Origin of the sequence: Basfia succiniciproducens (genome assembly GCF_011455875.1) — a bacterium.
In the GTDB taxonomy this organism is placed as follows: domain Bacteria; phylum Pseudomonadota; class Gammaproteobacteria; order Enterobacterales; family Pasteurellaceae; genus Basfia; species Basfia succiniciproducens.
Map to the genome: position 1 here is coordinate 1,634,498 of NZ_CP015031.1, position 25,643 is coordinate 1,660,140.

Annotated in this window: 21 protein-coding genes and 1 pseudogene; 8 read left to right on the forward strand and 14 right to left on the reverse strand. The window is 44.9% G+C overall.

Features of this window, described 5'->3' with window-relative positions:
* Nucleotides 1-155 precede the first annotated feature (155 nt).
* Both glgP and malQ read left to right on the forward strand, forming a co-directional pair.
* Nucleotides 156-2,525 (forward strand): glycogen/starch/alpha-glucan family phosphorylase, encoded by a 2,370-nt coding sequence (glgP, locus tag A4G13_RS07525; protein WP_090655489.1) that lies wholly within the window; start codon nucleotides 156-158, stop codon nucleotides 2,523-2,525.
* A gap of 81 nt (nucleotides 2,526-2,606) precedes the next feature.
* Complete coding sequence (malQ, locus tag A4G13_RS07530) at nucleotides 2,607-4,682, forward strand: 4-alpha-glucanotransferase (protein ID WP_090655486.1); 2,076 nt, start codon at nucleotides 2,607-2,609, stop codon at nucleotides 4,680-4,682.
* A gap of 126 nt (nucleotides 4,683-4,808) precedes the next feature.
* On the opposite strand, the gene A4G13_RS07535 is transcribed toward malQ, so the two are convergent.
* The 4 genes from A4G13_RS07535 to cyaY all read right to left on the reverse strand — a co-directional run bounded on the left by A4G13_RS07535 (nucleotide 4,809) and on the right by cyaY (nucleotide 9,266).
* Nucleotides 4,809-5,708, reverse strand: coding sequence for an aldo/keto reductase (locus A4G13_RS07535; RefSeq protein WP_041640056.1), 900 nt, complete (start codon nucleotides 5,706-5,708; stop codon nucleotides 4,809-4,811).
* 133 nt (nucleotides 5,709-5,841) lie between these two features.
* Entirely contained in the window at nucleotides 5,842-6,834 is a 993-nt protein-coding gene (locus A4G13_RS07540; RefSeq protein WP_090655483.1) for a 2-hydroxyacid dehydrogenase, read from the reverse strand.
* Between the two features lie 210 nt (nucleotides 6,835-7,044).
* Nucleotides 7,045-8,958 (reverse strand): DNA helicase RecQ, encoded by a 1,914-nt coding sequence (gene recQ / locus A4G13_RS07545; RefSeq protein ID WP_090655480.1) that lies wholly within the window; start codon nucleotides 8,956-8,958, stop codon nucleotides 7,045-7,047.
* On the reverse strand, nucleotides 8,958-9,266 hold the full coding sequence (cyaY, locus tag A4G13_RS07550; protein ID WP_011201237.1) for an iron donor protein CyaY: 309 nt from the start codon (nucleotides 9,264-9,266) through the stop codon (nucleotides 8,958-8,960). The genes recQ and cyaY overlap by 1 nt, the downstream gene beginning before the upstream one ends.
* A 97-nt stretch (nucleotides 9,267-9,363) precedes the next feature.
* Between cyaY and lptM the strand changes: the two genes are divergently transcribed.
* The 3 genes from lptM to A4G13_RS07565 are packed head-to-tail and all read left to right on the forward strand — an operon-like array spanning nucleotide 9,364 to nucleotide 11,389.
* Nucleotides 9,364-9,486: an LPS translocon maturation chaperone LptM gene (lptM, locus tag A4G13_RS07555; protein ID WP_083754321.1), complete on the forward strand. Its 123-nt coding sequence runs from the start codon at nucleotides 9,364-9,366 to the stop codon at nucleotides 9,484-9,486.
* A gap of 21 nt (nucleotides 9,487-9,507) precedes the next feature.
* Nucleotides 9,508-10,758, forward strand: coding sequence for a diaminopimelate decarboxylase (gene lysA / locus A4G13_RS07560; protein ID WP_090655478.1), 1,251 nt, complete (start codon nucleotides 9,508-9,510; stop codon nucleotides 10,756-10,758).
* A 13-nt stretch (nucleotides 10,759-10,771) separates the two neighbouring features.
* Nucleotides 10,772-11,389, forward strand: a complete 618-nt coding sequence (locus A4G13_RS07565) for a glutathione S-transferase family protein (RefSeq protein ID WP_090655475.1) — start codon at nucleotides 10,772-10,774, stop codon at nucleotides 11,387-11,389.
* A 173-nt stretch (nucleotides 11,390-11,562) separates the two neighbouring features.
* On the opposite strand, the gene A4G13_RS07570 is transcribed toward A4G13_RS07565, so the two are convergent.
* The 9 genes and pseudogenes from A4G13_RS07570 to A4G13_RS07610 form a co-directional block, all read right to left on the reverse strand.
* The gene (locus A4G13_RS07570; RefSeq protein ID WP_090655472.1) at nucleotides 11,563-11,892 is read right to left on the reverse strand and encodes a DUF1330 domain-containing protein; all 330 of its coding nucleotides are present in this window, start codon (nucleotides 11,890-11,892) and stop codon (nucleotides 11,563-11,565) included.
* A gap of 43 nt (nucleotides 11,893-11,935) precedes the next feature.
* A complete protein-coding gene (locus tag A4G13_RS07575) occupies nucleotides 11,936-15,001 on the reverse strand; it encodes an efflux RND transporter permease subunit (protein ID WP_090655467.1) in 3,066 nt (1,021 codons plus the stop codon).
* Nucleotides 15,001-16,116, reverse strand: coding sequence for an efflux RND transporter periplasmic adaptor subunit (locus A4G13_RS07580; RefSeq protein ID WP_090655464.1), 1,116 nt, complete (start codon nucleotides 16,114-16,116; stop codon nucleotides 15,001-15,003). The genes A4G13_RS07575 and A4G13_RS07580 overlap by 1 nt, the downstream gene beginning before the upstream one ends.
* A 5-nt stretch (nucleotides 16,117-16,121) precedes the next feature.
* On the reverse strand, nucleotides 16,122-16,976 hold the full coding sequence (locus A4G13_RS07585; RefSeq protein WP_090655460.1) for an ABC transporter six-transmembrane domain-containing protein: 855 nt from the start codon (nucleotides 16,974-16,976) through the stop codon (nucleotides 16,122-16,124).
* Complete coding sequence (locus A4G13_RS07590) at nucleotides 16,976-17,413, reverse strand: MarR family winged helix-turn-helix transcriptional regulator (RefSeq protein ID WP_090655457.1); 438 nt, start codon at nucleotides 17,411-17,413, stop codon at nucleotides 16,976-16,978. The genes A4G13_RS07585 and A4G13_RS07590 overlap by 1 nt, the downstream gene beginning before the upstream one ends.
* Nucleotides 17,414-17,539: 126 nt before the next feature.
* A pseudogene (locus A4G13_RS07595) lies at nucleotides 17,540-17,653 on the reverse strand (zinc-binding dehydrogenase); the annotation flags it as partial.
* A gap of 277 nt (nucleotides 17,654-17,930) precedes the next feature.
* Entirely contained in the window at nucleotides 17,931-18,335 is a 405-nt protein-coding gene (locus A4G13_RS07600) for a DoxX family protein (protein ID WP_090656568.1), read from the reverse strand.
* 202 nt (nucleotides 18,336-18,537) lie between these two features.
* The gene (locus tag A4G13_RS07605; protein ID WP_090656566.1) at nucleotides 18,538-20,349 is read right to left on the reverse strand and encodes a monovalent cation:proton antiporter-2 (CPA2) family protein; all 1,812 of its coding nucleotides are present in this window, start codon (nucleotides 20,347-20,349) and stop codon (nucleotides 18,538-18,540) included.
* 91 nt (nucleotides 20,350-20,440) lie between these two features.
* The gene (locus tag A4G13_RS07610) at nucleotides 20,441-21,130 is read right to left on the reverse strand and encodes a pirin family protein (RefSeq protein WP_090656563.1); all 690 of its coding nucleotides are present in this window, start codon (nucleotides 21,128-21,130) and stop codon (nucleotides 20,441-20,443) included.
* Between the two features lie 123 nt (nucleotides 21,131-21,253).
* On the opposite strand from A4G13_RS07610, the gene A4G13_RS07615 reads away from it, so the two are divergent.
* The 3 genes from A4G13_RS07615 to A4G13_RS07625 all read left to right on the forward strand — a co-directional run bounded on the left by A4G13_RS07615 (nucleotide 21,254) and on the right by A4G13_RS07625 (nucleotide 24,601).
* Nucleotides 21,254-22,120 (forward strand): LysR family transcriptional regulator, encoded by an 867-nt coding sequence (locus tag A4G13_RS07615; RefSeq protein WP_243739728.1) that lies wholly within the window; start codon nucleotides 21,254-21,256, stop codon nucleotides 22,118-22,120.
* A gap of 174 nt (nucleotides 22,121-22,294) precedes the next feature.
* Nucleotides 22,295-23,608: an aldehyde dehydrogenase family protein gene (locus A4G13_RS07620; RefSeq protein ID WP_090656558.1), complete on the forward strand. Its 1,314-nt coding sequence runs from the start codon at nucleotides 22,295-22,297 to the stop codon at nucleotides 23,606-23,608.
* Between the two features lie 120 nt (nucleotides 23,609-23,728).
* Nucleotides 23,729-24,601 (forward strand): AraC family transcriptional regulator, encoded by an 873-nt coding sequence (locus A4G13_RS07625; RefSeq protein WP_090656555.1) that lies wholly within the window; start codon nucleotides 23,729-23,731, stop codon nucleotides 24,599-24,601.
* Between the two features lie 77 nt (nucleotides 24,602-24,678).
* Here the strand turns inward: A4G13_RS07625 and A4G13_RS07630 are convergent, their stop codons facing one another.
* Entirely contained in the window at nucleotides 24,679-25,578 is a 900-nt protein-coding gene (locus A4G13_RS07630; protein ID WP_090656554.1) for a LysR family transcriptional regulator, read from the reverse strand.
* Nucleotides 25,579-25,643 lie beyond the last annotated feature (65 nt).

Below are 25,643 nucleotides of genomic sequence, written 5' to 3' on the forward strand. Positions count from 1 at the left end.
TTTTTTCTTATCGCAAAACGAGGATGAAATCTCCTCCTTTTGCATTTTAACTACTTCCCGATAATCATACCAAATAAGATGATCACAGGGATGATTTGATTTTATCCGGATTCCACATAATAAACGGCAATTAATTTCTAATTTAGGAGTTTCCCATGACATTTCAATCTATCGTCGAAAAATACTGCCGTTACTTTGATGTGGCGGACGCGAAAAATTTCACCTTACAACAATGGTATCAAATTGTTGCCGAAGGATCACTCGAGTTAGCTTACAGCCAACCGTCCGCTAAGCCTGCGGAATCTCGCCACGTCAATTACCTTTCAATGGAATTTTTGATCGGGCGTTTAACCGGCAATAATTTGATGAATTTAGGTTATTACGAACAAATTCGTGACTATCTTAAACAATATCAGGTGGAATTAGTAGATGTTTTAGAACAAGAACGTGATCCGGCGCTCGGAAACGGCGGTTTAGGGCGTCTTGCCGCTTGTTTTTTAGACTCTATGGCGGCCTTAGGGCAAAATGCCACGGGTTACGGCCTGCATTACCAATACGGTTTATTTAAACAAAGTTTTGCCGAGGGAATGCAAAAAGAAACACCGGATACCTGGGATCGCAATAACTATCCTTGGCATAGTTTCAACCCGTCTAAAACCCGTTATGTCGGTTTTGGCGGTAAAATCAAACACATTCAAGGGGATAATTACGAATGGTCGCCAAAACTGACCATTCAGGGCAAAGCCTTCGATTTACCGGTTGTAGGTTATCGGAATAATCTGATTCAGCCTTTACGTTTATGGCAGGCGGACAGCGATCAGTCTTTTGATTTTGACGCTTTCAACGAGGGTAAATTCCTCAAAGCCGATAAAACTATCGTCAATGCCGCTGCGCTGACTCAAGTACTTTATCCGAATGATAATCATAAAGCCGGACAAAAATTACGCTTAATGCAGCAATATTTCCATTGCGCTTGTTCCGTTGCCGATATTTTAGAACGCCATTTCGCCGAGGGTTATCAACTGGCGGATTTCGCCAAACGTCAGGTTATTCAGCTTAATGATACCCACCCGACGCTTGCCATTCCGGAATTAATGCGTCTGTTACTGGACGATTATCATCTCACCTGGAATCAAGCTTGGGACATTTGCACCAACACCTTTGCCTACACTAATCATACGTTATTGCCGGAAGCCCTCGAACAGTGGGATCAGCGCTTATTCAAACAATTACTGCCGCGCCATTATCAAATCGTGGAAAAAATTAATGATATTTTCCATCAAAAAGTGCGGTCGGAATTCGGCGAGAATTCTCAAGTATGGGAAAAACTTGCGATTCTTTTCGATTACCGCGTACGCATGGCGAATCTTTGCGTGGTGACCTGCTTCCGGGTTAACGGTGTGGCACAGATTCACTCGGATTTATTGGTCACTGATTTATTCCCGGAATATCACAAATTATTCCCGGGCAAATTCTGCAATGTAACGAACGGTATTACGCCTCGCCGCTGGATTCGTCAGGCTAACCCGAAATTAAGCGATTTATTGGATCGCACCTTAAAACAGGATTGGGCCAAAGATCTGGAATTGCTGAACGGCGTGGAAAAATACGTGGACGATGCCGGTTTCCGCGAAGAATATCAAGCGATTAAACATCATAACAAAGTCATACTTGCCAATGAAATCAACCGTACTTTAGCTTTAAAGGTGAATCCGGACGCCATTTTTGACGTGCAAATTAAACGTTTCCACGAATATAAACGTCAACATTTAAACTTACTGAACATTATCGCCGATTATCAATCCTTAAAGGCCAATCCGAATCAGGATTACACGCCGCGCGTGTTCGTCTTCGCCGGTAAAGCGGCGCCGGGATATTATCTGGCGAAAAATATTATCCACGCTATTAATAATGTGGCGGAAATTATCAATAACGACAAACAAGTCAATGATCTCCTACAGGTGGCGTTTTTACCGGATTACCGCGTAAGTCTGGCGGAAAAAATTATTCCTGCCGCCGACGTATCGGAACAAATCTCTATGGCGGGGAAAGAAGCGTCCGGCACGGGTAATATGAAACTTGCGCTTAACGGTGCATTAACCTTAGGTACTTTAGACGGCGCAAACGTAGAAATCGCCGAAATGGTGGGCGAAGAAAACGTCTTTATTTTCGGTCACACGGTAGAAAGCGTGCGGGAATTGTTAGCTAAAGGTTATCAGCCGAAAGATTACTACAAAAAAGACAGCGTATTGAAAAATGCGGTGGATTTCTTAGCTCATGGTAAAGCGTCCAATGGCGACAAAGAGACCTTCAGATTAATGCTGGACAGTCTGCTTGAACGGGATCCGTTCCTGGTATTCGCCGACTTCGACAGTTATCGCCTGGCACAACAAAAAATCGGCAGTGCGTATTTAAACCGGGAAGCTTGGTTACGCAGCGCGATTTTAAATACCGCCCGTCTGGGCACTTTCAGCTCGGATCGCTCCATTCGTAATTATCAACAACGTATTTGGTTGAAGAAATAATCACTTTTAGGCGGCTTCTTCCCGATAGGAAGTCGCCTGTTTTTCACTGTATCCGAAGTGTAAGCCATGGAGAAAAAAATAATGACAATAACCACCAAACAATTCCGCCGTGCAGGTATCATGCCTTATTTCTTCGATGAACGGGGCGTAAAAAAATGGGCGCCGCATAATATTAAAAAAGCGCTTTTCAACACTTTTGAAGGCAATATTCAAGCCTCTTTCACGCCGATTCCTGCGGTAAAAATTTTTTATCAAAACCGACCGCACTTTTTACCTATTAACTCGGCGGATAAAAAACATCCGTTAAAAGGTTGCTGGCAGCTGCAATTGGAAAATACCCAAACGGTAATTTCCGGACCTATTAAAACGCGCGGCATTAACTTGCCGAAAGATTTGCCGTTAGGCTACCACCAACTGCAATTACAAAGCGCCGGTAAAGTTTTCAACTGTACGGTTATTGTTGCGCCGCAGTCTTGTTATCAACCTCAGGCATTGCGCGAGCATAAAAAATTATGGGGAACCTTTTTACAGCTTTACACCTTAAAATCCGAGCAAAACTGGGGAATCGGCGATTTCGGCGATTTAAAAAAATTCCTGCAAAATCTTGCACCTTTTCAGGCGGATTTTTTAGGCTTAAACCCGATTCATTCCCTTTTTCCCGCCAATCCCGATTCGGCGAGTCCGTACAGCCCGTCTTCCCGTCAATGGCTGAATATTGCCTATATTGATGTGAATCAATTAGCCGAATTCCAACAAAGCGACGAAGCGCAGGCTTGGTTTAATTCCGCCGAAGTACAGCAAAAACTCACGGAATTACGCCAAGCAGAATGGCTGAATTACGGCGAAATTATTCCGCTGAAATTGAAAGGGTTACGCTTTGCGTTCAAAAAATTTCAGCAAAATCCGACCGCACTTTCTAGCCGCCAATTCGCACAATTTGTGCAACAAGGCGGTGAGAGTTTACAGGTTCAGGCGACTTTTGACGCCCTCCATCAGTATTTAGCCGACCGGTTTGATAACCAATGGGGTTGGGATTTTTGGGCAAAAGAATATCAGGATTATCATTCTACAGCGGTACAACAATTCCGTGCCGAGCATCAAGCGGAGATCGAATTCTACGCGTGGTTACAATTTATCGCCGATCAACAGCTGGCGGAATGTGATGAGGTTTGCCGACAACAGAATATGCGCATCGGCATGTACCGCGATTTAGCGGTAGGAGTAACGGGAAACGGCGCGGAAACCTGGAACGATAAACGGCTTTATTGTTTGAACGCTTCCGTCGGCGCACCGCCCGACGTGTTAGGTCCGCAAGGACAAAACTGGGGATTAACGCCGATGAATCCGCATGTTTTACAACAACAAGGCTACGCACCTTTTATCGAATTGCTGCGAGCCAATATGAAACATTGCGGCGCATTACGTATCGACCACATTATGTCGTTGCTGCGATTATGGTGGATTCCCAAAGGCGACAGCGCGGTAAACGGCGCTTATGTTCGTTATCCGGTGGATGATTTAATTGCCATTCTCGCTCTTGAAAGCCAGCGTCATCAATGTTTAATCATCGGTGAAGATTTAGGCACGGTGCCGAAAGAAATTGTCGGTAAATTAAAAAATGCCGGGATTTTATCCTATAAAATATTCTATTTCGAATTTGACGAACAAGGACAAAGCCGGGATTTACAGACTTATCCTTATCAAGCCATGACCACGTTAAGCACTCATGATTTACCGACAATAAACGGCTACTGGCGCGGTTATGATTTTGAATTAGGGGAAAAATTCGGCGTCTATCCGAATCCGAAAATTCTGGATATTTTGCAACGGGATCGTGTGCGGGCTAAAACCCAAATTTTGCAGCGATTACAGCAACATCATGTGCCGGTAGAGGCAAAAATCAGTACGGAATTAGGTTCGTCCGTGAGCAATAAATTTGTTCATCAATTGCAAACTTATGTGGCGCAGGTGAGCAGCGGATTGTACGGATTCCAACCGGAAGACTGGCTCGGTATGACCGAACCCGTCAATATTCCGGGAACCAGCACTCAATACGCCAACTGGCGCCGCCGTTTAACCGCAAATGTAGAGGATATTTTTGCCGATACGGATATTCAACATCTGTTAAAAGAGGTGAATGCTATTCGTAAGGAATAATTTTGTTGCGAACGTAATGTAATTTTAACGGGTGCCGGATATGGCACCCTTATCAAAACGACGAATATTATAGACCTCTTACGATGACGCATCTTTCCCCAGATACGCAGAATTAGACGGATAATGTTACGGAATATCCCGTCCCTGCGCGGCAACATAAACCTTAATCCATTCTTCCTCAGTGAAGGAAATTCGTAACGCATCCGCCGCGCTTTTTACCCGTTCAATTTTACCGGACCCCATAACCGGCATAATTTTCGCCGGATGCGCCAATAACCAGGCATAAGCCAATGTATCTAAACGGGTTTCTCCTTTCGTTTCACCGATTTCGAGTAATGTTTTTTGCACCGCCCGACTGTTCTCATCCTGATTGAATAAACGACCGCCGGCAAGTGGCGACCATGCCATCGGTTGAATACGTTTTTCCAGTAAAAAATCCAGGGTACCGTCATCAAAAGCCTGACGATGAAGAGGCGAAATCTCAATTTGATTAGTGATTAACGGCTGATTCACATAAGATTGCAACATGGCGAACTTAGCCGGCGTATAGTTAGATACCCCGAAATAACGTACTTTTCCGGTTTGATAAAGTTCATCAAAAGCCCGCGCGATTTGTTCGGGATCCGCACAGGGAGAAAGTCGGTGAATCAGCAATACATCTAAATAGTCGCATTGCAGTTTTTCAATGGAACGTTGCGCCGACCACATAATATGGCGGTAGCTGTTGTCATAGTGATGGGATTTTATATCGGGCAATTCTTCGTTAGGATACAAAATCCCGCATTTGGTCACCAAAGTAAGCTGTGCGCGCAAGGATTTATCCAGCGCCAGCGCCCGTCCGAATTCCGCCTCGGAAGTAAAAGCCCCGTAACAAGCGGCATGATCCAGCGTATCAACGCCTAATTCCAATCCTTGCTTAACGAATGTAAGCAATTCCTGCGGCGATTTCCGCCAGCTTTTTAACCGCCAGAATCCTTGAATTAAGCGACTGAATGTTAAATCGGGAGCCAGTTGAATGTGTTGCATAAAACCTCCAAATAAATTGAATCAAACAGACTTAAGTATAAATCTTTAAAGAAAAAGTGCGGTAGAAAAATATGGATTTTCCGCATAAAAAAAGCGTACCCGATTAGGTACGCTATTAAAAATATAAGCGGCGTTAACCTTCAACGCTATTTTCGCACGTTGCATTTTTGGAAACCGCCTGAATATTCGATAAAGTCACATCGGCGATATTATTCAGCGCCTCTTCCGTTAAAAACGCCTGATGACCGGTAAAAAGCACATTATGGCAGGAAGAAAGGCGACGGAATACATCATCCGTAATAACATCGTTAGATTTATCCTCGAAAAACAAATCCCGTTCATTTTCATAAACATCCATACCGAGAGCGCCGATTTTCTGCCGTTTTAACGCTTCGATTGCCGCCCGGCTGTCAATTAAAACGCCGCGGCTGGTATTAATAATCATTACACCGTCGCGCATTTTATTAAAAGCCGCTTCATTTAATAAATGATAATTATCCGCCGTAGCCGGGCAATGCAAAGTGATAACATGGGATTTTGCATAAAGCTCGTCTAAACCGACATATTTTGCGCCCAACGCTTCCGCCGCCGGATTTTTAAAAGGATCAAACGCCAGAACGTCCATACCGAAGCCTTTTAAAATGCGAATAGCCGCCAAGCCGATTTTTCCCGTACCAATCACTCCGGCGGTTTTGCCGAACATATTAAAACCGACTAATCCTTCCAGAGAAAAATTCGCATCGCGGGTACGCTGATAAGCCTTATGGATACGGCGGTTTAAAGTCAGCATTAATCCGATCGCATGCTCGGCAACGGCTTCCGGCGAATACGCAGGCACCCGTACGACTTTTAATTCCAGCTCTTTTGCCGCCTCCAAATCCACATTATTAAAACCGGCACAACGTAAAGCGATAATTTTCACTCCGATTTGCGCCAACTTTGTTAACACCGGGCGGCTCGCATCATCATTGACGAAAATACAGACGGCATCGGCGCCCTCCGCCATTTTCGCGGTTTGTTCATCAAGTAAAAAATCAAAGAAATGAAGCTCAAAATTAAATTTTTTATTCGCCAAATCCAGATGTTTGCGATCATAATTTTTAGTACTGTAAACGGCAACTTTCATAGTTAGCTCCTTATTTAAACATACTGATTTTGTCAACTATTCTACTCTCTTATGGATCTCAGTCAAGAAAGGATCCGGCAACCGCCGAACAAATGGAGACGAAGAAATTGAAAAGACGAGGAAATCAGCGCGTTAAAAATTCCCGAAAACCCACCGCACTTTTTATTGGAATTTGCTAACCTTAAAAGTGCGGTCAAAAAGTTAAAAATTTTAAGACTGCAATTCCAACGGATTCTTACCCGCTTTACGCAAAGCCTGATGTTCTTTAATAATCGCCATAAAAGGCTGTCCGAAACGCTGCCATTTAATGGCGCCGACACCGTTGATTTGCAGCATTTCCACTTTGCTGGTCGGCTGATACAACGACATTTCCTGCAAGGTCGCGTCACTGAACACAATATAAGGCGGAATGTTTTCTTTGTCGGCAATTTGTTTGCGCAGGAAACGCAGGCGGGCAAATAAATCTTTGTCGTAGTTGGTTACCGCATTACGTTGCGGAGCCTGTACCATGGTAATGGAAGATAATCTCGGCGTGGCCAGTTCCAAAGACACTTCGCCGCGCAGCACGGGACGCGCGCTTTCGGTGAGCTGTAATCTGGTCCCCATGCCGAAATCGCTGATGATTTGTTGTACAAAGCCCAAATGAATCAGCTGACGAATTACCGATTGCCAGTATTCTTTGCTTTTATCTTTGCCGATTCCGTAGACTTTCAACTCATCATGTTGATTTTCTTTTATTTTCTGATTCTGCAAACCGCGCATTACGCCGATTACGTATTGCGTGCCGAAACGTTGCCCGGTACGATAAATGGTCGAAAGGATTTTCTGCGCATCTAATAATCCGTCATATTTTTTCGGCGGATCAAGGCAGATATCGCAGTTATTGCATGGCGTTTGGCGATTTTCGCCGAAATAATTTAACAGCACTAAACGGCGGCAGGTCTGGCTTTCGGCAAATTCGCCGATGGCTTCCAGCTTATGCCGTTTAATATCCCGTTGCGGGCTTTCCGGCTCTTCCAATAAAATTTTATGCAACCAGGCATAATCCGCCGGCTCGTAAAACAGTACCGCTTCCGCCGGCAGGTCGTCCCGCCCCGCGCGCCCGGTTTCCTGATAATACGCCTCAATGCTGCGAGATAAATCAAAATGCGCCACAAAACGCACATTAGATTTGTTGATCCCCATACCAAAAGCAATGGTCGCCACTACCAATTGAATATTATCCCGTTGAAACGCCTGCTGCACCGCGTCCCGCTGCGACGACTCCATGCCCGCATGATAAGCGGCTGCGGAAATGCCTCTTTTCTTCAGGGCTTCCGCAATGCGCTCCACTTTGCTACGGCTGTTGCAATAGACGATACCGCTTTTACCTTTTTGCGCCGCCACAAAATTGCATAATTGCTCCATCGGTTTGAATTTTTCCACCAAGGTATAACGAATATTCGGGCGGTCAAAACTACCTACATACAAGTGCGGTTCGTTCAGGCTGAGATTTTGCAGAATATCCTGCCTGGTTGTACTGTCCGCCGTGGCGGTCAGCGCCATAATCGGCGCATGAGGAAAACAACCTTTCAGTCCGCCGAGCTGAGTATATTCGGGACGGAAATCATGTCCCCATTGGGAAATACAATGGGCTTCGTCAATGGCGATAAAACTCACGTTACACAGCGAAATAAACTGAAAAAAGCTGTTGGTCATTACTTTCTCAGGAGAAAGATAAAGCAATTTCAGTTCGCCCGAAATGGCTTTATTTTGCACCTGTTGCTGCTGTTCCAAACTTTGGGTCGAATTCAGAAAATCGGCGGCAATGCCGTTTGCCAGAAGCTGATCCACCTGATCTTTCATTAAAGAAATTAACGGCGAGATAACCAGCGTTAAACCAGCAAAACAAAGCGCCGGAATTTGATAGCAAAGAGATTTGCCGTTACCCGTCGCCATTACCACTAAACTATCGCGCCCGCTTAATGCCGCCTGAATTACTTCCTGCTGCCCTTTTCGGAAAGTTTGATAGCCGAAAACAGAATGCAACACATCAAGTGCGGTAGAAATTTCAGGATTTTCTACCGCACTTTTTATTAGTTCCGGTTTTATAGCTTCAGACCGATTGCTCAGTTCTGCGGTCATTAAGCAAAACTCACTTCTTCACCGTGAGCGGCGCATGCTTGCGCAAGACAATCCCAAAAGCGTTTGCCTTCGTAATTCAGCCAATCGCCGTTTTTATATGAAAAATGGAATCCGCCCAATTTGCTGGCGAGCCAAAGCTCTAATAAGGGTTCTTGCTTGTTGATAACAATTTGCGTGCGGTTTTCAAAAGTGATGGTAAACACCGCCCCTTGGCGCTCGCAATCCGCGTCAATATCCTGATTTTCCAGCTGTTCTTCAATACTGTCCCAAATTTGGTCAATGTTTTGGTGAAATTCCGCTATGTTCATAAAATTACCTTATTTTTTCCTTTAAGGTCAGAATTATAGATATTTTCCGTCTTTAAAGATAGAATGAATGCAAATTTTCATCTATCAGGAACTCAAAATGAAAAAATTTATTTCTCTCCTTATTTTGACCGCACTTTGTGCATCCGTCACCGCTTGCGGCGTAAAAGGCCCCCTTTATTTCCCGGAGCAGGAACAACCGAAACAAGAACAAGCCGAATAATCAGTAATCAGGATACAACATATGGATTTTTTCCAATATAAAAACAATAAATTATACGCAGAAGATCTGTTAGTGAGCGAATTAGCCGAACAATTCGGCACACCGCTTTATATTTATTCGCGCGCAACTCTTGAACGCCACTGGAAAGCTTTCGACAGCGCATTGGGCGACCATCCGCATTTAGTTTGCTTCGCGGTGAAATCCAACCCGAATATCGCTATTTTGCAGGTGATGGCAAAATTAGGCGCCGGTTTTGATATTGTTTCCCAAGGGGAATTGGAACGCGTTATCGCCGCCGGCGGCGACCCGCATAAAGTAGTGTTTTCCGGCGTAGCGAAAAATGAAAAAGAAATCGCCCGCGCTTTGGAACTGGACATCCGCTGTTTTAATGTGGAAAGCCTTGCGGAATTGCAACGTATTAATGAAGTTGCCGGCAAATCGGGTAAAATTGCGCCCATTTCATTACGGGTAAACCCTGACGTTGACGCCCATACCCACCCTTATATTTCTACCGGATTAAAAGAAAATAAATTCGGTGTGAGCGTTGACGAAGCCCGTGAAGTTTATCGTTTGGCAAGTCGATTGCCGAATATTAAAGTAACGGGGATGGATTGTCATATCGGTTCGCAATTGACTGAAATCCAACCGTTTTTAGACGCCACCGATCGATTAATCCTTCTGCTTGAACAATTACGCGAAGACGGCATTGAACTTGAACATTTAGACTTAGGCGGCGGCTTAGGCGTAACTTACAGCGATGAAATGCCGCCTCATCCAAGCGAATACGCCACGGCATTATTAAACAAATTAAAACAATATACGAACTTAGAAATCATTATGGAACCGGGGCGCGCAATCAGTGCGAATTCAGGCATATTAGTGACTAAAGTTGAATATTTGAAAAGTAACGAAACCCATAATTTCGCTATTGTGGACGCCGGTATGAACGATATGATTCGCCCGGCTCTGTATCAGGCTTATATGAATATCATCGAAGCCGACCGCACTTTAAACCGGGAAAGCAAGATTTATGATGTGGTAGGTCCGATCTGCGAAACGTCCGATTTCTTGGGTAAACAACGCCGATTAGCCATCGCCCCGGGCGATTACTTGGTGCAACGTTCCGCCGGTGCTTACGGAGCAAGTATGTCTTCCACCTACAATTCGCGCCCGCTGACGGCGGAAGTAATGGTTGACGGCTCACAAGCCCATTTAATCCGCCGTCGTGCGGAACTGACCGAATTGTGGGAGTTAGAATCCCTATTACCTTAAACAGGAGGAGATAATGAAACTTTATTATTTACCCGGCTCTTGCGCCACCGTGCCTTATGTCGCCCTTGAATGGATTGGCGAACCTTACGAAGCGCAGGCAGTAACTCACGACTATATAAAATCGGCGGAATATCTTGCGTTAAATCCACAGGGGCAGGTTCCTTTACTGGTGGACAATGATCTGGTTTTAACACAAAATATCGCTATCTTAACGTATTTAGACAACCTCTTCCCGGAAAAGAAAATCTTCGGCAGCAAAACCGCCCGGGACAAAGCAAAAGCAATGAAATGGCTGGCATTTTTTAACGGCGATCTGCACAAAGCCTTCGTACCGCTTTTCCGCGTACCGGCTTATGCGGAAGGCAATGAAGAATTAACCAATGAGATACGCAAAGATGCCGCCGCTAATGTTATCAGAATGCTTTCTATAGCCGACGAATATCTTACCCGCCACATTCACTTCGGCGAACAGATATCCGTTGCAGACGTATATCTATTCGTTGAATTACGTTGGTGTAAAATGTTAGGGCTGGATCTCAGCCAATTCGCCAACCTTCATGCATTCTATCAACGCATTGCCGCCGATGTCGGCGTAAAAACCGTGTTGATAAAACAGGGAATTTCGGAATAATTTCAAGCAGATATAACAGCATCGCCCTGCCCTGTCTGAACGGCGGCAATCATGCTTTCGCCGATCAGAAAAGCCCGTTCGCGCAACCGCGCAATGTTATCGGCGGGCATTTTATGCGGGCTACGCTTGCTGAAATTTATCCAGCCATGCGAGATAGCCTGCCGCGCTTTGTTCTATCGCTGTATGGCGGCTCCGCTATACCCAGCATTGCTGTCTATCGTATGAAATGCGAACAGAGGCTGCCAGTCGGCATTGCAGTAGCGCATGGATTTCACGGCTTCGTACTCCGGGCTGGTGTACCACGCGCGGGCTGCCGCCATATCGGGGAAGCGCAGGACGACCGAGCCGTCAAAATCCGCCCCTTCAAAGGCTTCGTGCGCTCCATTGGCTACCAAGATTTCGCCGCCGAAAGGGGCAAGTGTCGGCACGCCCAATTGCAGATAGCGGTCGTAAGCCGCTTGGTCTTTCATTTCGTCCCGAATAAAAACAACATAAGCTGTCATATGATTTTCCTTGTTTAAACATAAAATAAATGTGTAGAGATGGCTACACAACCCTATCTTCTTCCGTAACCGAGGTTAATTTCGCCAATTTCGGGGCAAGGTAATTCCGCATATCGTCCATCAGCGAATAAACCACAGGTACGAAAACCAAACTCAACAGAGTGGAAGCAGTTAAGCCACAAATCACAGCAATTGCCATAGGAGCTCGGAATGCTGCACTTGCACCACCGGCAAAAACAGCAGGGATCATACCTGCTACCATAGCAATAGTGGTCATGATAATCGGGCGGACGCGTTCTGCGCCTGATTGAATCAGCGCGGTGGTGCGTTCCACCCCTTGTTGACGTTTTTCAATCACAAAATCCACCAGCAGAATCGAGTTTTTGGTCACAATCCCCATCAACATCAAAATACCAATCACCGACGACATATCTAACGCGGCACCATACAACAACAAGCCTAACGCCGCCCCGCCGATAGAAAGCGGAAGTGCGGTCAAGATCGTGAACGGTTGTAAGAAATCTTTAAACAACAGTATCAGTACCAACAGTACCATTGCCACGCCTGTTGCCATGGCAAAACCGAATTGACTAAACATTTCATCCATATATTCGGCATCACCGGCAGACGGCACACGCACGCCGTCGGGCAGGTTTTGCATTATCGGTAGTTCGTTGATTTGCGATAAGGCGGTACCGATGGTTTGCCCAACTGCCAAATCCGCTTCCACTGCAATACGGCGTTCGCGATCAAAGCGTTCCAAACTTGCCGAACCTGCCCCAAACTGAATATCCGCAATTGTGTTTAGGATAACCGTACCACCGTTACTACTGGCTACACGTAGATGTTGTAATACTTCGGGTTGATTGCGTTCGTTTTCCGACAGCGTTACCCGAATCGGAATTTGTCGGTCTGGTAAATTGAAACGTGCGGCGTTGCCGTCTGTTGTACCCAAAGTTGCAATTTGTAGTAAATTTCCGACCGCTTGTGAGCTAATACCGGCTTGAGCAGCTTCGTTTTTTCGCAGTTTGACTTGCAATTCCGGCTTGACTAACGGTGCATTAATTTGCACATTTTCAATGGATTTTATTTCTTGCATTTGTTTTTTTAATTTGGCAGCTGTTTGATCAAGTTTTACCGGATCGTTACCTGTCAGTAAAATTGACACATCGCGCCCTGCCATTTCATTGCGGAAATTGGTGCGAATATCGGCGAATTTAACCAACTCATCACGTAATTTATCTTCAAATTCCTTTTGTGAAACCGATCGTTCCTTGTAAGGTTTGAGCTTAATCAGCACTTCGCCTTTGTTAATTTCACTACTCCCTGCGGTGGTAAACACTAGATCTACCTCATTAAACTCACGAATGATACGGTCAAGCTGTTGTAGCATGTCATCGGTTTGCGCTAACGGACTGCTTGGTGGCAAGGTAATGTCAATTTGGCTCATCCCCGTATCGCCTTTTGGTACAAAGCCTGTTGGGAGTTGTGGAATTATCATCGCTGACATCAACAACAGCCCACCGCCCATTAGCAATGTGGTTTTGCGAAATTGCAGGGCTTTTGCTAAGAGACTCAAATAGCTTTTCTTCAGTCGTCCTACATGTTGCGCAGTATGATGTTCGGAAATATGTGGTTTTAGTAAATAAGCAGCCAATAAGGGGATAGCAAGGCGAGCGACCACCAAGGAACTCAACACTGCCGCGGCGACCGTTGTACCAAACTGCCCGAAATATTGTCCGGTCATACCGTCAATAAAACTCACCGGCAGGAATACGGCAACAATACTGGCGGTAATGGCAACAACAGCCAAACCAATAGCATCAGATGCATCCAATGCAGCTTGAAAAGGACGTTTGCCTTGCTGCATATGGGTTTCAATGTTTTCAATCTCGACAATTGCATCATCCACCAAAATTCCAATCACCAACGTAATCGCCAACAATGAAATACTGTTGAGCGTGTAACCAAGCAATTTCATTATCCAAAAGGCAGGCAAAATGGAAAGCGGTAAGGCAATCGCCGCCACTAAGGTAGCGCGCCAGTTACGCAAAAACAGCCATACCACCAGTACCGTTAAAGCTGCACCTTCCAGTAATGTGGAAATTGCCACATCGTAGTTTTCACGCGTGGTATCTACCGAGTTATGCACTTCAGTTAAGTGAATATCGGGGTAAGTTTCGATTAGCTTTTTCAACGCTTGCTGAATGCCGCTTTCCACCACCGTATCGCTGGAGCCTTTGGAGCGAAACACTTGGAAACCCAACACTTCACGCCCATTTAAACGGGTTCGGCTACGCATTTCGGCGTGACTGTCAGTAATGGTAGCAAGTTCCGACAATTTCACTTTGCGGTTATCGCTTAACGCAATCGGTAAATTGGCAAGATCGTCTAAGTTTATTTGGCTACCGATCACTCGGACAGATTGTTCCTGATTAAACCATTCCACTCGACCTGCCGGTACATTAGCATTGGTTTGAGCAAGTTGTTGGCTAACCTGTTCGGCGGTAATCTCCAAAGCATTAAGTTTTGTTGATTGCAACGCCACACGGATTTCACGTTTTTCACCACCCAAGCGTTTCACTTGTTGCACGCCATTAACGGCTAACAATTCACGGCTGACCGCATCATCAATAAACCATGCTAGCTCGGTTTGGTTCATATTCAGCGACTGCACCGCATAATAGCCCAGTGCGGCTCCTTCAGTGTCCATTCGCTCAACAATAGGATTATCAATATTTTGTGGCAAATCGCCACGAATTTGCGTAATCGCATTACGCACATCGTTCACCGCACGGTCGGTATCGGTTTCCAAACGGAATTCCACCGAAGTGGTGGACGTACCTTCGGTAATGCTGGAGGTAATATGGCGCACGCCCGCCATACCGGCAACCGCGTCTTCTACGCGGCGGGTAACCGAATTTTCCAGTTCGTCGGGCGAAGCCCCCGTTTGCGAAATTGTAATATTAACTGCAGGAAAGCTGATATTCGGGTCGGCGTTAATCGGCAGCGCCTGAAACGAACGAATTCCCATTATTGTCAAAAGCAAAAACAGCACAATAATCGGAATCGGATTGCGGATTGCCCAAGCGGAAATTCTGAAATTCATTATTCCGCTCCCTTCGATAATACTGCTTCCACTTGATCACCTTCATTGATCAATGCGCCTGCTTTTTGCACGACTTGCTCGCCAACTTGCAAACCTGACAAGACTTCAGCTTGGATTTGGCTCACTTCGCCAAGAGTAATCTTACGGCGAACTACCATACCATCGGCATTTACCACCATAACAAAGTGATTGCCGTCAGCACCAAAATTCACTGCGCTGAACGGTACGGCAATTTGTGCCGTCATTTCAGGTAACTGAACGGCAGCATTTATAGGTGTGCCAAATGGCACTTGCAACTTTTCCTGTAAGGCAATATGAACTTTAGCTGTGTGGGTTGCACTGTCTATTTGGGAAGAAATTAAGCGAATTAGACCGCTTGTAACCTTATCAAGCATTTGCACATTAGCAACCAAACCTGTTTTCAATACCGAAATCTCGTCAGCACTGGCTCGCACCACGGCTTCCAATACACCATCACGCGCAATATGAAATAAGGCGTTGCTGTCGGTTAAGTTACCCGCTTGTGCCGAACGTTGCGTAACAATGCCGCTCGTTGGGGCAAGAACTTCCGCTTTTTTACGTTGATGACGACTATCGTCAAGCTGTGCCTGGACCTGTGCAATTTCAGCTTTTGCCGCCTGTATCGCAGCCCTTGCACTTTCTGCTTTAGCTCGTTGCTGATCTAATTCCTGACGACTGACCGCATCCGTTTTTATCAACTGCTGATAGCGTTTAAGCGTTGCTTCCGCCTCTTTTAATGTGGATTGTTGTGATACTAAATTGGCTTTGGCTCGCTGTAGTAAAGCATCATTTTGGCGAAATTGCGATTGCACTTGGCTTTGTTCCAAGGTAGCTAAAACTTGTCCTTGCTCCACCCAATCGCCCACTTCTGCTTTCACATCCAATACCTGCAAGCCTTGTAATGGCGTGCCGACAGACACATCATCTTTTGCCTGGATTGAACCGGAGAGCAATAAGCGGTAATTCAGTTGAGTCGGCTGAACTTGTACCACGTTCACTTTCATGCGTGATGTGGTTTCCGCAACTTCCGTTTGCGCTTCGCCGCAAGCGGTCAAAGCCAGCGCCAATAATAAAATCAAGTATTTTTTCTTCATAAATCCTACACCTCCACCCGCTTGCCAATATCTTTCAAATTGGAAAACTCCTCCAGCAATCGCGGCATATCGTCCAGGCTCATGGCAAATTGCCATAAGTAGGTAATCACCGCATAAATATGCCCGGCTTTTACGCCTTGGGTGGTGGCGATTTGCACCACGGTGACGCCGAACAGCAGCGCCATCGCCACGCCAATCCACAAATAACCCGCCGCTTCACGATTGGAAATGCGGATACGCAGTTTTGCCAGCCAGCCGTAGTGTTTGTTGAGCTGGTAGCCGTTGTTGCGCTCGATGACGTCCACTTCTTTTTCCAAACGGTTGTTGAGTTTGAGGTAGAGCAAATCATTGGTTTTGGCGTATTTCGGCATTAAAAAGGCGAAGAACGCCAAAATCGCACAAGCGGTAACCCCTGCCCAGAATTCCAGAATCAGCAACATCAGCGCCGAGCCGATAATCTGAAAAGCGGACATCATCAAAATCGGCAAATGCTGCTCGAAGAAATCCACAAACTGGCGGGATAGCGCAACGCGTGCGGTAACGGAAGAGGTATCCAAGCCTTTCGCACGCTGGCTTGCCACCACCGGCACGGCAAGTTCCGCATAAATTCGGGCGAATGCGCGGGTATCCACCGCGCGGCGCATGGCGCCGATACTCCAGATAACCAGCACCAACAATGAATAAGAAAGCGATGTCCACACATCGCCGCTCATCATCGCATTAACCGCGAAACTGCCGAATACGGGATAGGTCAAAAATAAAACGTTTTCCGCCGCCACTAAACCAAAAGTGCCGGCAAGGCGTTTTTTGTTGTTTTTAGCGATGGATTTTAAGTTGCCCAAGGCATTGGATGTCTGCATTATTCCACCCCTAAATTTTTGCTTAAGACTTTGTTTAAGCGGATTAAATCCTGCACCAAGGTCGCCAGTTTTTCTTCGCCGAATTCGACCGCACTTTGTTGCTCCGCCGCCGTTTGCGCTTCAATAATCGGCGCAATCACGGCAAAACCGTCTGCGGTCAAATTCATCAACTTACCGCGCTTGTCATTCGGGTCGGGCACAAACGCCAACCAGCCGCGTTCAACAAGCTGTTTGCACACAAACGACACCGTCTGCTTCGGCAATTCCCAATCCGCCACAATGTCTTTCTGCGAACAGCCCTGATGGTGATAAACGGAATACAGCACGACATATTCGTTCTCCGCCAAGCCCATTTTTCTTGCGTACTTCATGTAAATCTGAAGCGACTGCATCATGGTTTCGGCTAATAAATCAATGGAAGTGATATGGTTTTGCATGGTATTAAGGTCTAATATTGGACTAAATGAAAGCGGTATTTTAGTCTAATTTTGGACTTTGTCAATCGTGGGGGTATAAAAATGCCTGTCTGAAAGTGGTTTCAGACAGGCAATATCTCTTTTCCTTTACAGCCTTACCAAAATCTTGCCAATTTGGGCATTGCTTTCCATATAACGATGGGCGCCGGCAATGTCATCAAAAGCAAAAACCTTGTCAATTTCAGGTTGTAGCTGATCGCTTGGCGTATTACTCACGAGTGAGTATTATGAAAAAATCTGTTTATTTTTTCACTTCGATCGGCGTATATTCCACGGGAATCCAAGAATAGCCGCCTTTTTCTTCAGCACGGATATGACTGATACCGGGGAATGGTAAGTGATCACCAGCGATCCAAGTTTTATTTTTTGTTAATTCAGGTAATAAACGAAGACGTGCTTCTCTCGCCCCCTGCGCATTAACATCAAATGAAAAAGTGCGGTAAAAATCCTTAAATTTTTACCGCACTTTTAGTCTTAGTTATTTATTGAATTTTGCGTCAAGGGAAATTCTGCCTGCGCCTGTAATCATCAGAATTAAATAAGTCATGGAGTAAAGCACCGCTAATTCGCCTTGGTTTTCAACCGGGTTGAATAAGGTTTCGGCGCTTGCGTGGAACATGAAGTATGCCACCGCCATTTGACCCGCCAGGATAAATGCGGTAAAGCGGGTGAACAAGCCCAGGATGATGAAGATTCCGCCCAGGGTTTCGATGATGCCGCCTACGCCCATTAATGATGTGAGCTCAACGCCGCCGGTTAATTTTTGTAAACCGTGTAATAAGAACATATAGCCGATGATGACACGGGTCAGTAATAAAATTACCGGGCTAAGGTTTGTCGCCAGAGTTTTGATTAAGTTGTCTAATTTGTAGATTGGATTCATTTTGTTTTCCTTCTGTGAAATTGAAATTTAATTAACAAGAAACGTTTTATTGCGTTTCGATGTGATGCATTTTAATTAAATACAAATTTGCAACAAGATACAAAAATCAAAAAATATTTTGCATAAATAGAAAGATAGAATGCGGAACGCCTGAAATGAAAAGAGCGGATTTTATCCCGCTCTTCAAGTTTGCTATTTGATTTTATATTTCTTCGTCCAGAATTTTTTGGATTTCCAGTTTAAGCTCTTCATCCTGTTCAAAAGCGATTTTCAGCATATCCGCATTGGTAAACATCGGTTTTTTCGGATCATAAACGTCCGCCATTAATTTTACGCTATGACGATCTTTGCCAAAGAACATATTGCCGATACGGTGTACTTTTTCCTGTTCGATACCAAGCGTCGTTAAGGCTTGTTTGCCGGTTCTTAAGGCGCTGTCGAAGGTTTCCCTGATTTGTACGTTCGCCCCGGCCTGCGCTAATTCAAAAACATGATGGCGATCGTAAGCGCGGGCAATAATTTTTGCTTTTGGGTTGATTTGACGGATGTGCTGTACGATTTTAGTTGCCTGTTTGGTATTATCAATGGCGACAATCACCAGTTTGACCGTTTCAATTCCCGCTCTATGCAGCAGATCCGGGTGGCAGGCATCGCCGAAATAGCTGCGAATGCCGCGTTTTTTCATGCCGCTAACCAGTTTTGCGTCTTTATCAATAATAGTCGGTTGAAAACCGGATGCCCGCAATAAGTGGTTGACTATTTGACCAAACCGTCCTAATCCGATAAGAATGATGTCGTTTTGTTCTTCAATCACATCATTTTCCAGCACTTCTCTTACGGCAAATTTAGGCGCGATCCATTTTTGATAAATCACAATAAAAAGCGGTGTTAATGCCATTGATAACACGACGATTGCCGTCATATTGGCATGCACTTCCGCGCTTATTACGCCTTGTAGTGTGGCAGAGGAAAATAATACGAAAGCAAATTCACCGCCCTGCGCCATCAAAACTGCGCGATCCAGAGATTGTAGTTTGGTGGAGCCGGTAGCTCTGGCAACCGCATAAATAATGATGCCTTTGGTTATCATCATAAGGAACAGTGCCGACACAATCATTTTCCAGTGATTTAAAACATGGGTTAAGTCCAGGCTCATTCCCACGCCTAAGAAAAACAAGCCGAGTAATAACCCTTTAAAAGGGTCAATATCCACTTCAAGCTGATGCCGGAAGCTGGAATTCGACAGCAATACGCCCGCTAAAAATGCACCCATTGCCATTGATAAACCGGTGGCTTCCATTAATAAGGCGGAACCTAACACCACAAACAGCGCAACTGCGGTCATTAATTCCCGAATTTTGGTTTTCGCCACTAGGCGGAATAACGGGTCAAGCAACCAAATGCCGGCAACAATCAGCAAGGCTAAACCGGCAAAAGAGACGATGATATGTTGCCATAGGGAATGGGATTGCAGTGAGTCTGCAGTTTGTGCGGGAGAGAGAATAGCAACTAAAGCCAATAAGGGTACAATCAGTAAATCTTCAAAAAGCAGCACGGCGATAATTCGGCGGCTCGGATCCGAGGTCATATCATTACGGTAACTTAGCGTTTGCATAACGATAGCGGTGGAAGTCAGCACAAAACCGCTTGCCGCAATAAATGAAAATTGTAATGAAAAGTTATAAAGCAAGCCGATTGCGGTTAATGCACCCGTCGCACCAAGTACCTGAAGACTGCCCATGCCGAAAATATATTTGCGTAAGCCCCATAATTGCTTCGGCTGTATTTCAAGCCCGACTAAAAACAGGAACATTACCACGCCAAGCTCGGCGATATGAATAATAGTGGTCGAATCGGTGAACAATGCCAGCCCAAAAGGTCCGATTGCCAGACCTGCGGCAAGGTAACCCAACACTGGGCCTAGACCGATTTTCTTAAATAAGGGCACGACAATGATTGCGGCACCTAAGAAAGTCACAATACTGACTAAATAATTTGCACCTTCGGTAACCATAATTTCTCCTTGGTAAAAATAAAATAAAGGCGGATTTTATTCCGCCTTAATATGGGGCGCAGAGATTTAAACCAATATCCGCACGCCTTAATTATCGTAAATCGAACAACAAAAATTCCACCTCGTCCGAGGTTTCGATAGTTGCCAATTCTTCCGCGCTTATACCCAGCGCATCAGAAGTTGCAAGTGCGATATCATTAACCGTTAAATTACCTTTTACCACCTGCAGCCAGTAATTTCTGCGGGAATTTAACCCAAGCTCCACTTTTTGGTGTGCTTTATATTGGTGACGCCAAAGTTTCATATCCTGATAGACTTTGAACGATTCGCCTTCCGCATCGGGCGATAAAATCAATGTTGCCCCTTCTTTATCGGCAAACTGTTTTTGATCGTAACGGGGTTTAATGCCCTGTTCGTTCGGCATAATCCAGATTTGCAGAAGGTGCAAAAGCTCGCTTTCGCTCGGGTTAAATTCCGAATGATAGATACCGGTACCGGCAGACATAATTTGAAACTCGCCGGCAGTAAAGGTTTTCACATTGCCCATGCTGTCTTTGTGCGCAATGGCGCCTTGCAGCACATAGGTCAGAATCTCCATATCCTTGTGCGGATGGGTGCCGAACCCCATGGTCGGCTGAATGAAATCTTCATTGATCACGCGCAAGTCGGAAAAATGCATATGATTGCGGTCGAAATAATCGGCAAAAGAGAAAGTATGGTAGCTGTCTAACCAACCGTGATTTGCATGTCCGCGCTCGTTGGATTTTCTTAATTGTAACATAATTTATTTCCTCTATTTAATTTGTAGAACGCCAAATTGCGTTAGTGGGGTGATTTTATTTGAAGATAAATTTGCAACAAGATACAATTTTCAAAGAATATTTTGCAAAAATGGAAAGATAACATGAAAGAAATCAGTTTAGACGATATGCGGTTGTTTGTCTCCGTGGTGCAATCGGGCAGCCTGAGCCATGCCGGCGAATTAACCGGCATACCGGTTTCGCGGCTTAGCCGCCGTTTGACCCAACTCGAACAGGCCTTAGGTACGCAGTTGCTTAATCGCGGGAAAAAAGGCGTAAGCTTAAATGAATTAGGCGAACGTTTTTTCGAACATTCGCAACAGATGCTGCAACAGGCGGAACTTGCCATTGAAAGCGTACAAAAAAGTCTGGAAAACCCGAGCGGATTGCTGCGGATTTCCGTTGCCGCCGATATTTTCTATCTGTTTATTCAGCCGTATTTAGCTACCTATTTGAATGAAAATCCGCAGGTCAATCTTGAGATAAACCTGAGTAATCAGAAAATCAATATGATTCAGGACGGTATTGATCTCGCCGTCAGAACCGGCATTATTGATAATGAAAATGTGGTTGCCCGCCTGTGGAAAAAAATGGAATTCGGTGTATTTGCCAGCCAGGCTTATCTAGCCCAATACAGCGAACCGCAAAGCCCGAACGATCTTTATCAACACCATATTATCAGCCAAATGCACACTCTGCCCTGGCGGTTTCAGCAAGGAAATCAAGAAGTAGCGGTGTTCCCTCACAGCAGGCTGACCTGCAACGATTTCGCTATCGTCGAACAGCAGCTCAAGCAGCATTCGGGCATTGGTATTTTGCCTATAACCAAAAATCATAACCGCTCGGATCTGATTCGAATTTTAGCGGATTGGCAACTGCAAAGCGTGCCGGTTTCATTGATTTATTACCGCAACCGCGGCGCGATTGCTACGGTACGCAGCTTTGTGGAATTTTTGCAGCGATTGGTTTGAATTTGAAATTTTGCCAAAATTGACCGCACTTTTAGAGAATCGTGCAAAAATCATAGAGCATTATGCTATTGTTTTTTGATAAAGAAATTTATAATGCACTTGTTTTTTTATGAGGTACATTTGTGAAGAATAAACGTGCCTTAATTATTTTTTAATTATATTTTAGGAACTTTTATGATAAACATCCCATCTTTAATTCAGGCGCAGCGTAATTTTTTTGCCAAAGGCGCCACAAAGTCACTCTCATTTCGTAAAGAACAGCTTTTACGGTTAAAAGCTTTATTAGAAGAAAATACGCAAGCTATTATTGAAACCCTAAAAATCGATTTAAATAAACCCGCCGATCAAGTTATGCTGGCGGAAATTTCACCGTTGATTCATGAAATTGATTACATGCTGGAAAATTTAGATCGCTTGGCGGCGCCTAAAGATGTGGAAAGCCCGGAAACTTTAAGCTTTTTTGGCACGGGTGAATATCACAGCCAAATCATTTACGAACCCTACGGCGTAACCTTAAATATTTCCCCGTGGAATTATCCGATTCAGCTTTCAATCTCACCGATTATCGGCGCAATTGCTGCGGGTAATACCGTAGTGTTGAAACCTTCCGAGTTTACCGCGGCGACTTCCGCCTTATTAAACCGTTTGGTTGCGCAGTATTTTGTCCCCGAATTTTTTGTGGTGATTGAAGGCGACGTGGAGGTAAATCAAGCGCTACTAGCGGAAAAATTCGACTATATTTTCTTCACCGGTAGCGTACCGGTCGGTCGCATCGTGATGGCGGCGGCAAGTAAACATTTAACGCCGGTTACCTTGGAATTAGGCGGGAAAAGCCCGTTTATCGTAGATAAAAGTGCAAATCTTGAACAGGCCGCCGAGTCGTTGATTTTCGGTAAAACCTTTAATAGCGGGCAAACCTGTATTGCGCCGGATTATTTGCTTATTCAGCAAGATGTGAAGGCGGAATTTGTTGCGATTTTAAAGCAAAAATTACAGCAAAAATTCGATGATAACCCGTTTGAGAATTATGCAAAAGTGGTGAGCGAACGCCATTATTTACGCATTAAATCTTTCTTGAATGATGGCAAAATTGTTGCCGGCGGTTTATTTAATGACGAAACTCATCAAATGTTGATGACCGTGTTAGACGGCGTTACCTGGGAAAGTCCGGTTATGCAGGATGAGATTTTCGGCTCCGTATTGCCGATGCTCACATTTAACGGTTTTGATGAGGCTATTGAGCGGATTTTAGCTCAGCCAAAGCCACTGGCGCTTTACTGCTTTACCGAAACTGAAGAAAATGCAACTGCGGTTTTATCGCAGGTTTCTTTTGGCGGCGGTGCCATTAACAGTTGCTTCCTGCATTTCTTCAATCACAATCTACCGTTTGGCGGCGTAGGTGATAGCGGAATGGGCAGTTATCACGGTGATCGCAGTTTCTATGAGCTTAGCCATGAAAAAGCGGTAGTAACACGTAAAATAGTTTAGTAAATTGAAAAAAGGCGGAGAATTTCCGCCTTTTTTGTGTCTGAATATCAAGAACCGCACGAAAAGTGCGGTTAAATTTTAAAGAATTTCAGTAATATTCATAAAATATCAGGAAAACTTATGTTGAATTGGTTAATCCGGCAAACGCTAAAACTAAAATCGGGCGAGAAGGGCACTATGGGCATTGAAACGCCCGTTCCGGAGCTTTTTGTTTTTCATTCCGAAACCGATTTGCGGGATGTCAGCCAGTTGCAGGAAAGCGGTATCTGTTTGATTTTGCAAGGTAGAAAAGATGTACGGGTGGGCGATCAACATTATCGGTATCAGGCGGGGGAATTTGTTTGTTATACCGTGGATTTGCCTATTATGACGGAATATCTCACGGATGATGGCGGTTATTTGGATCTCCGGCTGTTTTTTGATTTGCCCTTAATGCGTGAAATTATTGACGAGTTGAACCGGCAAAATTTTTCATTTGCGCCGGCTTCTCAGCAAAAAATTGTCAGCACGGCTTCGCCGGAATTAATCCGCGCTTTTGAGATGCTTATCAGTTTAACGGAAAATTCGCAAGATTTGCCGATTATGCTGCCGCTGATTAAGAAAGCCATTTATTTTTACCTACTGACCGGCGAACAAGGCGGTACCCTGCGCCAAATCGCCTTGCAAAACAGCAACAGCCAGCGCATTGTCGAAACGGTGGGCTGGTTGAAAGAGCATTACAACGAAAGTTTTGATATTGAACAATTAGCCGCTGCGAGCAGTATGTCCATATCTGGGTTCTATGCGCAATTTCGCCGTTTAACCGGTATGAGTCCGTTACAGTATCAGAAAAATCTGCGTTTAACCAAAGCCAATGCGCTGCTTAAACTAGGGCAAAAAAATATCTCGGAAATTGCTTTTGAAATCGGTTATGACAGTCTGCCGCAATTCAGTCGGGAATATAAACGTTATTTCGGGCATTCGCCGAGATCGGATTTATCACGCGCCGGTTAAGCGCTTAAGACCGTCTTATCAATAAAAATCCGTAAAAATCGACCGCACTTTTATATAATTAAGTGCGGTAACTTCCATTAATAATAGGTTTTTCTTAGGATTTCCGTCAGTAAATCAAATACTTTAAGTACCCGGGCGGGAGTGACGGTCTGATAAGGGCGATAAAGAAAAAGCTGCCATTTATCAATTTGTATTTCAGGAAAAAGTTGAATTAATTCTCCGCGTTCCAGATAAGGTTTTACCATAAAATCATTGATTAAGCCCGCACATTTGCCAAGCAAAACCGCCTGCAGCGCGCTGTAATTATCGACGGAATAAAAAGCGGGATTTTTCGGATTTAGAGTGATGTCCTCATTTAAAAACAAAGTCCAAGGCTTACCCGTATTGGAATTAATGGGAATTGCCATGGGGTAGCGTCGTTCAAAATCCGTTAGATCGGTCGGCTGTCCGAGTTTTTTAACTAACGCCGGTGAGGCTACCAGCACATCGCCTATTTCTGTGATTTTTCGCACCACAAAATCCTGATCGGGTTCCAAGCCAATTCGCAGTCCCATATCAATACGGTCTTCCACCATATCCAGCTTGCCCATATCTTCTCGCCAGTCGATGATAATTTCAGGGTAAGACTCAAGCGTAATTAAAAGTTGACGAATAATCTCATCGTTATTCCGCCAGCTAGGCACGGTGATCCGTACAATGCCGGCAAGGTCATCCGCTTGATTTTTGCCCATTTTAAACAAGGTTTCGCTTTCCGCCAGCAGATGTTGGGCGCGCAGTAAAAATTGTTCGCCGAAGCTGGTGAGTTTTATGCTGCGGGTATGGCGCTTAAACAGTTGTTCGCCGAGCTCCGCCTCCAGTTCGTTTACGACTCGGGTAATAACCGACGGCGATACCGACAAACGATTTGCCGTTTCACGGAAATTTAAGGTTTCGGCCGCCACACAGAAATAACGTAACGCATCAAATTTATTCAGCATCCGTTGACCTCCGATTTAAATTATTCTGTTTTTAAGAATATACTGTTCTATATTTGTTTATTTTA